The organism is Pseudomonas sp. MH9.2 (assembly GCF_034353875.1).
GTDB lineage: Bacteria > Pseudomonadota > Gammaproteobacteria > Pseudomonadales > Pseudomonadaceae > Aquipseudomonas.
On record NZ_CP133784.1, the window covers coordinates 2,688,422 to 2,700,659 of the forward strand.

A 12,238-nucleotide genomic window follows, 5' to 3' on the forward strand; every position below is an offset into this window, starting at 1 on the left:
CGTAGACCCGATACAACAAAACCCCCGGCCTTGCTGGGGGTTTTGCATTGTGCAGAATTAAGTTTGCCCACCCCCTGCGGCGCCCGACTACACTCGGATTACACCCTTTTGCCTAATTGAGGCTGCCATGCCACGACTGTCGGCCATTATTTTCTTTTACATGATCGGCGCAACAGTAACGGCCAACGCCTTGACCCTGTCTGATGAGGAACATACCTGGCTTAGTTCACACAAAGAGCTCCGCCTCGGCGTAGACGCCACATGGCCGCCTTTTGAGTTTCGCGATGAAAACGGACGTTATCAAGGGCTTGCGGCGGACTACGTCACACTTATCGAGCAGCGGCTCGCCGTCTCATTGCAACCGATCGAGCCGGTCGGATGGAATGAGGTTTTAAACAAAGCCAAACGAGGTGAAATAGATTTACTGCCAGGGATAATGTCCACGCCGGAGCGCCAGAGCTATCTATCGTTTACCCGCCCTTACCTGGATTTCCCGATTGTTATTCTTGCCCATGAAGGCAGCGTACACCCGCACAACCTGCAAGAGCTTTACGGCCTTAAAGTTGCCGTCGTCGATAACTATGCGCCTCACGAACTCCTGCGCACCCATCATCCCGATCTAAACCTGGTCGCGCTGCCCGACGTCGGCTCAGCCCTGCAGGCCTTGGCCGCAGACCAGGTAGATGCCGTCGTGAGCGATCTGGCGTCCAGCGTCTGGAGCATGCGTCAACTCAAGCTTGGGGGTATCTACGTAAGCGGTGAGACACCGTATCGCTATCAACTGGCGATGGCCGTTCCGCATGATCAACCCCTGTTGGCCGGTATCCTGGATAAAGCTCTGGCCGACCTGAGTCCATCAGAAATCAGCAGCATTCAGGAGCGTTGGGTGGGCAGCGTGCTTGATCACCCCAGGTTCTGGCAGAACTTCCTGCGCTACGGGCTTCCCGGGCTGTTGTTGCTGTCAACCGTGCTCATCGTGGTCATTCGCATCAATCGCAGACTGAGCTCGGAAATATCGCGGCGAGTGAATCTGGAACAAGAGCTACGCAGTAGCGAATACCACTATCGCGGGCTGGTCGAGAGCCTCTCGGCCGTCGCCTGGGAAGCAAGCATGAGCGATTACACCTACAGCTATGTCTCCCCCCACGCGGAGGAGCTGCTCGGCTACCCACTGGCCGATTGGCTCAAGCCCGGGTTCTGGCGGAGCATCGTGCACCCGGCAGACATCGAAGAGGCCGAGCGATTTTGCAATCAGGAGACCTGTTTACGCAGGGACCACAACCTCGACTATCGCGTCATCAGAGCCGACGGCAAGACCCTCTGGGTACGGAATATTGTCAGCTTGATCGAGCATGGCCACGAACCGGTAATGCGCGGCCTGATGATCGACATCAGCGAAACCAAGCAAACCGAAACCGCTCTACGCCTCTCTGAAGAGAAGTTCGCCTCGGTGTTCAGGCAATGCCCGGACATCCTGGTGATCGCCCGCCTGTCCGACGGCTGCCTGCTCGAGGCCAACAAAGCGTTTGAAGAACAAGTCGGTATCACTGCCGGGGAGGTCATCGGCAAAACTGCAACCCAGCTCAATATCTGGGGCGTGCCCGGCATTGGTCCAAGCCTGCTGATGCGCCTGCAGGGCGGCAGTATCCGCAATCTGGAAATGCCCTTTCGCCGCCTGGACGGACGTCTGTTCACCGGCCTGATATCCGCCGAGCCATTTGACCTCGACTCGACACCGGCCCTCGTGGTCGTAGTACGCGACATCAGTCCACTCAAAGAAGCGCAACAACAACTGCAAATATCCGAGGAGAAATTCGCCAAAGCTTTCCACTCCTCGCCCGATGGCTTGCTCATCACCCGCCAAAGCGATGGCCTGCTGATTGAAGTCAATGAAGGCTTCAGCCGGATCACCGGCTACAACAGCGCACTGTCTTTGGATCGCTCGACCCTTGATCTGGGGATTTGGGTCGATCTGAACGAGCGCGCTCAAATGATCGAACAGCTCAATCGCGACGGTTTCGTTCGCGATTTCAGCAGCCATATTCGCCGCAGGGATGGTCAGGTCAGGCTGTGTGAAGTGTCCGCGAGGCCATTGCCGATCGGCGGTGAAGACTGCCTTCTGACTATCGCCCGCGACATCACCGAACGCCATCAAATGCAGGAGAAACTGCAACTCGCCGCCACCGTATTCGAGAGCACGGCCGAGGGCGTATTGATCACCGACATCCAACAGAACATCAGCGCCGTAAACCGCGCGTTCACTGAAATCACCGGTTACAGCGAAGAGGAGGCCATCGGCCAGACCCCACGCCTGCTCGCGTCAGGCCAGCATGACAGCGCCTTCTATGCCGCCATGTGGTACCAGCTGACGGACGAAGGGCATTGGCAGGGTGAAATCAGCAATCGGCGCAAGAACGGCGAGCTTTATCCAAGCTGGCTGACAATTAGCGCAGTGCGTAACCCCGAGCAGATCATCACCCATTTTGTCGCGGTGTTCGCCGATATTTCCAGCCTCAAACATGCACAGGCACGCCTCGATTATCAGGCTCACCACGACCCCCTGACCGGCCTGCCAAACCGCACGTTGTTCGAGAGTCGCCTGCAAGCAGCGCTCAGCCATAGCGAGGAAGTCTGTGGCCAGGGCGCGGTGCTTTTCCTCGACCTGGACCGCTTCAAACACATCAACGACAGCCTTGGGCACCCGGTGGGTGATCTGCTGCTCAAAGGCATCGCGTTGCGCCTCAAAGAGCAACTGCGCGACGTGGACACCGTCGCACGCCTGGGAGGCGATGAGTTCATCATCCTGCTGCCCGGCCTCCTGCATCCCGGCGACGCCGAAACCGTCGCGAACAAACTACTGGCGTGCTTCGGCGCGCCGTTCCAGGCAGGCGAACACGAGTTTTTTATCAGCGCGAGCATCGGCACCAGCCTCTTCCCAGCAGACGGCAGCGATGTCGCCACACTGGTCAAAAATGCCGACGCCGCGATGTACCGCTCCAAAGCCAAAGGGCGCAACCGGGTCGAAAGTTATACCCGCGACCTCACCGCACAAGCCAGCGAGCGAATTGCGCTGGAACATGAGCTCAGGCGCGCCATGGAGCGCAACGAACTGAGCCTTAGCTACCAACCGAAACTGTGCCTGCTGTCAAAGCGGCTGGTGGGTGCTGAAGCCCTGATTCGCTGGCGTCATCCAACACTTGGCGACGTGCCCCCGGAGCACTTTATCCCCCTTGCCGAAGAAAACGGCATGATCCTGCAGATCGGCGACTGGGTTCTGGAAAGCGCCTGCCGCCAGATGTGTGAGTGGAACAAAAGCTACAAACCGTTCGGACCGCTCTCGGTTAACCTGGCCGGCATGCAGCTGCGCCAACCCAACCTGCTGCAACGCATCGAGCAACTGCTCAAAGAGTTCGATCTCCAGCCCGGCTGCCTGCAACTGGAAATCACCGAAAACTTCATCATGAGCCAAGCCGAAGACGCACTCGCCGTGCTGCACAAACTGAAAAAGCTCGGCGTCCAGCTCGCCATCGACGACTTTGGCACCGGCTACTCATCCCTCAGCTACCTCAAACGCCTGCCACTGGACATCCTGAAGATCGACCAATCCTTCGTCCGCGGCCTACCCGACGACCCACACGACGCCGCCATCGTCCGCGCCATCATCGCCCTGGGACGCAGCATGCAACTAACCGTCATCGCCGAAGGCGTAGAAACCCTCGAGCAGCAGGAATTCCTTGCACAGGAAGGCTGCGAACAAATCCAGGGCTTCATCGTCAGCCTGCCCCTGCGCGCCGAAGAATTCTGTACGAGGTTTCTTCTTATGAACGTTTCGGATTTTTCGGATAGCACAGCAGGGAAACCATCGTTATAATCCGCGACCTACTGAGGGCCTATAGCTCAGTTGGTTAGAGCAGGGGACTCATAATCCCTTGGTCGTAGGTTCGAGTCCTACTGGGCCCACCATACTCAAAGCCGCGCACTGCGCGGCTTTCGTGTTTTTGGTGGAGCCACCTCAGATACAGTCCTATGGTCCAAGGGTACAAATTAGGTACAGTGCTGGTTCGCCAGCCGCCTAGGAGCACCCTCTCATGGCAACACTCGTCAAAACACCTTCCGGCACCTGGAAGGCGCTGATTCGTAAAACTGGCTGGCCAACCGTGGCTAAAACCTTCCGCACCAAGCGTGATGCGGAGGACTGGTCTCGACGTACCGAAGACGAGATGGTCAGAGGTGTGTACATCCAGCGCAGCGGCTCCGAGCGTATGACATTGGAAGTAGCGTTGAAACGCTACCTCAGCGAAATCAGCCCAACCAAGAAACCCTCGACGCAGAAAGGCGAAGCAACCAAAGCTCAGCAGTTGGTCAGTCATCTGGGTAAATACTCCATGGCTGCACTCTCGTGCGAGATCATCGCCGGCTACCGCGACACCCGACTCGCCTCGATCACCAATCGTGGCAAGCCCACCAGCAACAACACCGTGCGTTTGGAACTGGCTCTACTCAGCCATCTATTCACCGTAGCGATTCAAGAATGGGGCCTTGGCCTTAGCTTCAACCCTGTGCTGAACATCCGCAAGCCAAGCCCCGGCGAAGGCCGCGACCGTCGCCTATCTACCGAAGAGGAACGCCGCCTGCTGACTGCCGTGAATAATCACAGCAATCCTATGCTCGGCTGGATTGTCCGTATCGCCTTGGAGACAGGCATGCGCTCATCTGAAATCACCTCCTTGCGACGACATCAGGTCGATATGAAAAAGCGCGTGGTGCGCCTCTCTGACACCAAGAACGACAGCTCACGCACAGTGCCGCTCAGCAAATGGGCAACAGAAACCGTCCAAGCGGCCTTAAACAATCCTGTACGCCCCATTGACTGTGATTTGGTGTTCTTCGGCGAGCCAGGCAAAAACGGTAAGCGCAGCCCTTATGCGTTTACCAAAACTTGGGGATTACTGAAAACTAAACTCGGCATGCCTGATCTGCGCTTCCACGACCTGCGCCACGAAGCCGTCAGCAGGCTCGTCGAGGGAGGTCTATCCGACCAAGAGGTCTCGGCCATCAGTGGGCACAAATCAATGCAGATGCTAAAACGCTACACACACCTGCGCGCCGAGGATTTGGTCGGAAAACTGGATAGACTCACGAGAGAACGCTTGGTGGAGTGAACATAAAAAAATTTATGATTAGTTCAGTACTGCTCCCCTATGCCGGGTGGACAAGTCCGCCCGGCATAGGGGAGCCCACCTAAAAAGCGGGCGCTGACAATAAGGCGAAACCATTACCGCAGAGACTTCTAAAGCAGACAGCTCCACCCGGGGGCATCAATCAAGACGACCGACCAATGCTTGGACCGTGCGCTTAAACAACCGCGTGTGACGAGCAATTTCAGATATTGGTACGCCTTGCGCGTGAAGTGTTTTCAGCTCAGCCAGCACACTGGGCTTTATTGATGGCTCTCCCGTACCAGGGTCGATATAGACCTCAGCCTGACGCTTAAGAACCAACTCTCTGAGGCTTTTCCATGCTTTAGACACTGCCTGTCGAGACACACCAAGCCGCCTGGCAATTTCAGCCTGGTGCAACCCTTCTTCATGAAGAATCCAAATTTTTTCGCGCAGCCCAAGTTTAGCTGTTAGCGAAGTCGTAGCTGGACGTAAACGGGAATGCACCTGATCATAAGCCGTCTTGCGCAGCTCCTGCGTATCGGCTCCATTCGGTAACGGGAACCGAAACGCAAAACCTGAATAGCCACGCCCCCTCAAAGCCTCCAGCTCACGACGAAAGGCAGCCCTGAAGGGAAGATCAGCGTGGTATCGAGATCCAGGATCACTAGGATCATGAATCTCACAGTAGCGATTACTTAACTTTCGCCACCTAGCATCTGGAAAATACTTACCAGGCCCCTCCCCGGCATCCATAAGCCCAACCCAACGTTTGGTCTCACGCCAGCACAGCTCGCAATATGAAGTCGCCTGCGGCCTAGTGCGATCATCCATAAACCAATTTCCATAGTACAGAGTACGGCCTGGTCGCAGCGCATCCAACACTGATAACAACCGCCTTACACTATCTAACGTTCTGCAAAATTGCTCACAGGAAGGCTCATAGGGGTCATTCACCGCATCTTGAGCGCTTCTAATTGCATATCGCAGATTCATATCCCAGAGTTGAAGGTTAGAGATCTGCCAGTCCACCGCTAAAACGTCAGCAGCCTTCACCTCCAATTGATCAATCTTGTTAGCTCGAAGCTCCGTTCGGTCATACCCGCTGGAGTTCTCAATGACCGCCGGATTCACACGCCACTCGGGTGGCTGCTTGCCCATTACTGACAACCTTGTGCCACCTAATAGCTCAAACTCCCATGCCCCTGGATAGTTTTCAATAGCGCGCAAAAAAGCGTCGTCCAGCAATAACCGGACCTCTGACCAAATCGAATACCTGCGAGATGTCAGGCTATGGGAGGGAGTCAATTTTGCCGAAAACAAATCAAGCGCTTTAGTAAAATCCGGATCGCATTGATCAAACGCCTTGAGCTGCTGTAGGTGAATAGCAAAGTTTTCAGCGCGCTTCATGTCAACCTAAAACCTAATAAACATGCCTCCATCCTAAATGTATTCCTGCGTAACGTTCAACCTACATTCCGCATGTAGGCGCAACTAACCATGACCACCGAAGAATTAATATTGAGTAGCTATGGGGGCTCACCACTTCTGTCCCTAGGACAGGTTGCCGAAATACTCCATCGCAGCCCTGAAGGACTGCGCATAACGCTGTCCGGCGATAATGAAATAGCTCGAAAACTAAAGCCTGCACGAATTAAGATCGGGCGGCGCGTTTACTTTCGCGTTGGGTCTATCGCTCAATTTATCGATGAGGCCTGAGCTAGCCCCAATGCACCTGACTGAAAAAATTGCTCGTTTACAGAAGGCCTCATTAGAGCGCTATACACCAAAGGCAGTACCAGCTCATTCAGACGCAGCGACGCCTGCTTACCAGATACCTTTTTGGCCTGAGGCAACTCGCGGCGTACCAAACGCAGTGCTCCGATCCGCGTTATTTGCCGCAACTAAAAAAGGTACACGTCGCTACATTGACCGAGAACAGCTTCACGCTCAGGGAGACATCCGAATTCTCTATAGCGGTCCCTGGTTAGGGCAGTGCGATCTAGACGCTTGGGAAACAATCGTGCACCTTGCTCGCTCAAGCACCAATAGCTTCGAGATACGAACAACCAGTTACCATTTATTAAAACTGCAAAGCAAAGCCGACGCAGGTACAAACCGCAAAACGTTACATAACTGTATTGTCCGATTGAAGGCCACAGCAGTAGAGGTCAAGCATGGAAACTACTCCTATGTGGGCAGCCTGATCGATGAAGCGTTCCGAGATGAGGACACCAATCAATACGTCATACGCTTGAACCCGAGACTATGCAGCCTATTCGTGCAAGGCTCTTTCACACGAGTAGATTGGAATGTTCGACGCTCTCTTGCTGGCAAACCGCTGGCGCAATGGCTACATGGTTATTTTTCCAGCCATGCGAAGCCATTCCCTGTTCGTATCGAAACACTACTGCGTTTAGCAGGTAGCAGTGATGAATCAGCAAGCAGCGGCGAACAAAACGTGCGCAGGGCGCTGGATGCGCTTGCCCAAGCCAGCAATGAGAATGCTCAGCCCCTCAGCTACACAATCCACAACAAAACGGTGCATGTCGTACGACAACCATCCAAGACACAACGTAAACACCTAGAGAATCGCTCGTCACACCAGCCGAAAGGTCCACAAGGGATACCGTAGCAGTGGCTAGAAAACACCGAAGTACTGGCTAGAGCACACCGAAGCGGTGACTACTAAAGACCGAAGCACTGACTAGAAAACCCCGAAGCGGTGGCTACTATGCTCACAATCAAAACACCCGTACAGCCCTTGGCGTTAGAGGCTTCGAGCATGGGGGGGAGAAGCAGACTAATCCTTTCTAATCTATTTCTAATCAAGCAGCGGGCCTACCTTGATCCTCTTAGCTTACGATAAGGCACCCAGAGAGCACCCGGGCACGCCCACCAGTCTGCATGCAATGCTGCGCCACCATGAAAAAACGACCTTCGTCTATTTGAGTTTTTTAAATCTGCGAAAATAATTCCAAAAAAGTCCTTAAACACATATCAGGAGCGCAGATCCCTATCCCTGTTTACCTTTGCAATTTTTGCCAAAGCATCAAGATCTGGAGTACTTCGCATAATCGCTTCCAACTCTCGCACGGGGTCTCGTATTGGACTTCCCGACATATCCTTTTCTGACGAAGGATCTAGAAGTTTGGCTCCCATATCTTTCAGTGAAGGCATATTGACTGCTCGCTCCTCACGCAGACCAGGTCGCTCTTTATTTCGCTCACGAGCTTTTTCTCGCCTTATTCGAAACAGCGTATTACGAAAAAAACCCGGGGTCATTTCTAATCCGCTCTCTCGCAGCACCTCAACAACAGCATACTGATAAACACCGGCAGCCAAAGCTGCCTCTACATCATCTATAACTGCGCGCATACGGCCAATTTTACTGCGGGCGCTACCCGAAGCCAGTTCATTTAACACCTTAGAAAGTGTCATTTCTCTCACCCCACCGAAACTCAAACGACCATAAGAATAACAAATTGCTAACAATATAATTACAAATAGAGTATTTCTGCCAACATCTAACCACAATTTGCTAACGAAATGGTTTATTCACGCTACACATTTGATAAAAGACTGCTAACAAATTGCTTTAATTTCGCTGCCCACACCAAAAATAACGGGTTTCATAAAGTTTCTAGTGCAGGATAGGCATTCGCGCGTATTTTGTATTACACGATAGGGCAGACATTCTAGGAGGCCACTGTGTCGAACAAAACTGCAACGCTGATAACCAGAATTGGACAGTGCGATAAAAATCAATTTGAGCGCATAGCGAAAAGCCACAACCTGACACCCTCAGAACTTCTGAGAAGATTGGTATTGACCGAGATAGGAAAAAACGAAACCTTCAAAGCTGTCGGGCCTGAACCTCAAAAAATCGGCACAACACGCTTAACCATTAGACTGGCAGAGTTTCTAATGGACTCAGTGAAGCTACGTGCAGAGTCAAAAGGAATGGCCACTGGCAGGTGGGTTTCAGCATTGGTGCAATCGCATGTTAGTAACGCACCGGTAGTCACTGAGAAGGAGGTACTTGTACTGCGCGCAATAAGTCGCGAACTATCGGCTATCGGCAGAAACATCAACCAAATAGCCCGACACCTAAACTCCCCCCAAAACCACAATGGGCATATCGACTTGGGTGCACTATCAAAACTGCCAACAAGCATTGAAAACGCAAAGCAGAATATTCGTACAGTAATCAAAGCCACGTGGCAGGGCTGGGGCGTCGTGGACTGACTCCACCACCTCTACTGGCCTTGATGCGAGGCATTCAGTCCATGCGTTTTTTCGCGTCCGCGAAAATTTCCAGACAGCACCGATTTTCGCGTCCGCGAAAAACTACAATCGGTTGGGGATCATCTTGCGGGTGCCCCCTACTCCGTTAGCCACTGAGGACACGTGATGACACAGAAAGAGAAAGACCACCTCTTTGCCCGGCTGCTACCCGAGTACCGAGACCTGTTTGCTGACATGGACGATCTGAATAGAACGCTCTGGTTTGCCGTCAACGAAGAGAATGAGCTGATGTCATTCATAGTCGGATCATGTGAGACGGCTGATCAAGCGATAGAGCACTACAAGGTCAAGCTACTGGCAATCGCTGCCGCCTTGGAGTCACTACCCTGTGCTGCCGCTGAGCAACGCAACATTGCCGAGCTTCGCCACATGGCCACTCATGCGAATACCGCATGGACCTCCGGGAACGTTATTCCCGAAGGGAAAGACTATCTCTCCGGCCTTGCGCGCATGGCCCCAGATGAGTTTTCACAACACATCGACGAGCTTTATAAGCAAACGCTGGAAGAGCTGCGCTCGGACGGTGTGATTTAAGGTGAGTACGGCCGGCCTTGGCTAAGAATATGAGCACCGTGCACCAGAGATTTTCGCGGACGCGAAAATCTCTGCGCTGAGTCACGGGCCGATATACACCCCCGAAAGCCTGGCCCGGTCAAAGCTAAAAACGTGCGCATGCGGGCTTTCGCTGCAACGCCCTACCACCGGTAACCGATGCTCGGGCTTCCCTGGCATCAGCAGCACTCGACCACTGCACAGTGGGCAGTCGCCGCTAAAACGGACAAAGCGTGTCCATTGCTGCTTCTCGCTATCCCGGTGCATCTCCAGCTCCGCAGAGTCTTCCCATAGCGAAAGCAACGCCGTGGGGGCCTTCACGATCCGATCATCTACCAAGCGCAACCAAGGGCTGTAGAAGCTTGTCCAGATTAGCCAAGCGCAAGCGCCAAAGAATGCTATACCCCCTATCTGGCGTAACGTCAGGGCTTGATCGATGCTCGACATGCTCCATAACCCAGTCAATAAACAGATCAATGAGAATGTGATTCCCAAAAGCACAATTGCCAGCAATGACGCGCCACGCCAGCTTCGGTTCTTCAGCTCACCGTTACGGAAGATCCGACGCATAAGCCAAGATGGTTTGACCTCCCCTGCCTCAGTGCGCCTGTAACCAATACGGTTCCAGAGCGGAGCAGGCTCTGCCGCAAGAGCCTCAGGTAGCGGCACAACATCTAGCCAATAAGCACGTTCGATACCTTTGCCACCCTTACCCTCATTGGTACGGATAACCGGCATAATCTCCAGGCGGGCCTCTTTTAGACGCGCCAAAATTGCTGACTGCCGCGACTCCAGAAACCGCTCAAGCAAACTCGGCTGCAACCAAGTAGCCGGATTCATCGTCAGGCCCTTCAAATCGCCTTCAACGTGGAGCAGCAACGCAGTACGACCAAATACCTGCGACTCACTTCTGCCCTTCTCAAGGTCAGAGAGCTTGGCCTCTACCATGAACTTTAGAATACGGTGTGCCTTGGTATCGGCTGGCGAATCATTCAACTCTGCCTGTAAGCAACGCATCACTTCCTGCACAACATCTCCCTAAGCCCCAGAAACAGCGGGCTACAGCTATATCTATATTCCCACAAACCCTTTATGCGGGGTTGGGGGGAGGTTTAAACCTGCTCGAACTATGACTCTTAGACCCGTCTTCATAACAGAGTCTTGCCCCATGACCATGTTCGTTGCACTTGACCAAAACGGCCGATTGATCACCATTGAAAACTCTCTGCGTGGGCTTGCCTGTAAATGCACCTGTGCTTGCTGCGACGAGCCCGTCATCGCCCGTAAAGGCCTAATCCGTGAACACCACTTCTCCCATCACTCAAACAAGGAAAGCTGCTTCATCCAGCGCGAAAGCCTACTGCACTTGTACGCGAAGGAAGTCATTCGTGACCAACTCGGCTTGCAGCTCCCACCCATGCCTGGCGTTTACCCAGCCAGCGTAGACCCCACAAGCTGGTGGGACTTCGAAAAAGTAGATGAAGAAGTACCACAACTAGGGTTCCAGCCTGATCTGGTCGCGCACCTAAGGGATGGCAGCCAGCTATTCATCGAGGTCGCTGTAACCTCATTCATTAGCGAAGAAAAGCTGGAACGGATTAAAAAGGTTGGCATCAATACCGTGGAAATCGACCTCAGCGACCTGCTGTTCAGCAAGCTGCTCATTCCCTCCGAAGAGGTGAAAACACATATCCTAAAGCAGACACAGAGCAAAACCTGGGTCTACCCCGAGCAGCCAGAAATTCCAGCACAGCCCGCAATAACATGGCTAATGATTCCCCCAAAGCTACCTGTAGCCGAGCCCGCTGCCAAATGCATCGAGAGTCGCTTTACCATCATGGGCATGTGGGTATCTGCCAGGATATTGCCAACGGGCTCAGTAGCCGTGCGCTCTTGGTCATTCAATCCACAGATAACAGAGCTGCTTAAGTCCTGGCGTAACGAGCTAGGCGGCGAGTACAACCCCAAATACAAAAACTGGATTTACTTCCCCCCAGCTCGCGAGGAAGTAATGAGCCGTTTACAGCAACTGGATAAGCATCACTGACCAGAGTCGCTTCGCGAACTGCACTCAACTGCGCAGAGTCGCGACGCCGTCGCCCTCGACCTGACCGCCTCAGTGCGCCGTGAGCAATCGAGAGCCGTTCGCTTCAAACAGGACCGCTTGCCCGTGGTTTAATAACGCCTCATTTGACCATCTTCAAAATGTACCGTATACG

Annotated in this window: 10 protein-coding genes and 1 tRNA gene; 8 read left to right on the forward strand and 3 right to left on the reverse strand. The window is 53.6% G+C overall.

What is annotated here, in order from left to right; genetic code table 11:
- Positions 1 to 127: 127 nt before the first annotated feature.
- The 3 genes from RHM55_RS12670 (at position 128) to RHM55_RS12680 (ending at position 5,162) form a co-directional block, all read left to right on the forward strand.
- Positions 128 to 3,871 carry a bifunctional diguanylate cyclase/phosphodiesterase gene (locus tag RHM55_RS12670; RefSeq protein ID WP_322182506.1) on the forward strand — a complete coding sequence of 1,248 codons (3,744 nt, stop codon included), beginning with the start codon at positions 128 to 130 and terminating at the stop codon, positions 3,869 to 3,871.
- 15 nt (positions 3,872 to 3,886) lie between these two features.
- Positions 3,887 to 3,963: transfer RNA gene (locus tag RHM55_RS12675), tRNA-Ile, on the forward strand.
- 125 nt (positions 3,964 to 4,088) lie between these two features.
- Positions 4,089 to 5,162, forward strand: coding sequence for a site-specific integrase (locus RHM55_RS12680; protein WP_322182508.1), 1,074 nt, complete (start codon positions 4,089 to 4,091; stop codon positions 5,160 to 5,162).
- Positions 5,163 to 5,318: 156 nt separating this feature from the next.
- On the opposite strand, the gene RHM55_RS12685 is transcribed toward RHM55_RS12680, so the two are convergent.
- Complete coding sequence (locus RHM55_RS12685) at positions 5,319 to 6,569, reverse strand: helix-turn-helix domain-containing protein (RefSeq protein WP_322182510.1); 1,251 nt, start codon at positions 6,567 to 6,569, stop codon at positions 5,319 to 5,321.
- A 90-nt stretch (positions 6,570 to 6,659) separates the two neighbouring features.
- Between RHM55_RS12685 and RHM55_RS12690 the strand changes: the two genes are divergently transcribed.
- Entirely contained in the window at positions 6,660 to 6,878 is a 219-nt protein-coding gene (locus RHM55_RS12690) for a DNA-binding protein (RefSeq protein ID WP_322182512.1), read from the forward strand.
- 10 nt (positions 6,879 to 6,888) lie between these two features.
- Positions 6,889 to 7,794 (forward strand): plasmid replication initiator TrfA, encoded by a 906-nt coding sequence (trfA, locus tag RHM55_RS12695; protein ID WP_322182514.1) that lies wholly within the window; start codon positions 6,889 to 6,891, stop codon positions 7,792 to 7,794.
- 365 nt (positions 7,795 to 8,159) lie between these two features.
- On the opposite strand, the gene RHM55_RS12700 is transcribed toward trfA, so the two are convergent.
- Positions 8,160 to 8,600: a hypothetical protein gene (locus RHM55_RS12700; RefSeq protein ID WP_322182516.1), complete on the reverse strand. Its 441-nt coding sequence runs from the start codon at positions 8,598 to 8,600 to the stop codon at positions 8,160 to 8,162.
- A gap of 270 nt (positions 8,601 to 8,870) precedes the next feature.
- Here RHM55_RS12700 and mobC point away from each other — a divergent pair, with 270 nt between their 5' ends.
- Entirely contained in the window at positions 8,871 to 9,407 is a 537-nt protein-coding gene (mobC, locus tag RHM55_RS12705; RefSeq protein ID WP_322182518.1) for a plasmid mobilization relaxosome protein MobC, read from the forward strand.
- A 165-nt stretch (positions 9,408 to 9,572) separates the two neighbouring features.
- Positions 9,573 to 10,001: a hypothetical protein gene (locus RHM55_RS12710; RefSeq protein ID WP_322182520.1), complete on the forward strand. Its 429-nt coding sequence runs from the start codon at positions 9,573 to 9,575 to the stop codon at positions 9,999 to 10,001.
- Positions 10,002 to 10,082: 81 nt separating this feature from the next.
- On the opposite strand, the gene RHM55_RS12715 is transcribed toward RHM55_RS12710, so the two are convergent.
- Positions 10,083 to 11,048: a hypothetical protein gene (locus RHM55_RS12715; RefSeq protein ID WP_322182522.1), complete on the reverse strand. Its 966-nt coding sequence runs from the start codon at positions 11,046 to 11,048 to the stop codon at positions 10,083 to 10,085.
- Between the two features lie 139 nt (positions 11,049 to 11,187).
- On the opposite strand from RHM55_RS12715, the gene RHM55_RS12720 reads away from it, so the two are divergent.
- Complete coding sequence (locus tag RHM55_RS12720) at positions 11,188 to 12,066, forward strand: competence protein CoiA family protein (protein WP_322182524.1); 879 nt, start codon at positions 11,188 to 11,190, stop codon at positions 12,064 to 12,066.
- Positions 12,067 to 12,238: the final 172 nt, after the last annotated feature.

Excerpts from the sequence above, each read along its gene's own strand:
- trfA (WP_322182514.1), top strand. The coding sequence starts at position 6,889 with ATGCACCTGACTGAAAAAATTGCTCGTTTACAGAAGGCCTCATTAGAG.
- RHM55_RS12670 (WP_322182506.1), top strand. The coding sequence starts at position 128 with ATGCCACGACTGTCGGCCATTATTTTCTTTTACATGATCGGCGCAACA.
- RHM55_RS12710 (WP_322182520.1), top strand. The coding sequence starts at position 9,573 with ATGACACAGAAAGAGAAAGACCACCTCTTTGCCCGGCTGCTACCCGAG.
- RHM55_RS12720 (WP_322182524.1), top strand. The coding sequence starts at position 11,188 with ATGACCATGTTCGTTGCACTTGACCAAAACGGCCGATTGATCACCATT.
- RHM55_RS12690 (WP_322182512.1), top strand. The coding sequence starts at position 6,660 with ATGACCACCGAAGAATTAATATTGAGTAGCTATGGGGGCTCACCACTT.
- RHM55_RS12680 (WP_322182508.1), top strand. The coding sequence starts at position 4,089 with ATGGCAACACTCGTCAAAACACCTTCCGGCACCTGGAAGGCGCTGATT.
- RHM55_RS12700 (WP_322182516.1), bottom strand. The coding sequence starts at position 8,600 with ATGACACTTTCTAAGGTGTTAAATGAACTGGCTTCGGGTAGCGCCCGC.
- RHM55_RS12685 (WP_322182510.1), bottom strand. The coding sequence starts at position 6,569 with ATGAAGCGCGCTGAAAACTTTGCTATTCACCTACAGCAGCTCAAGGCG.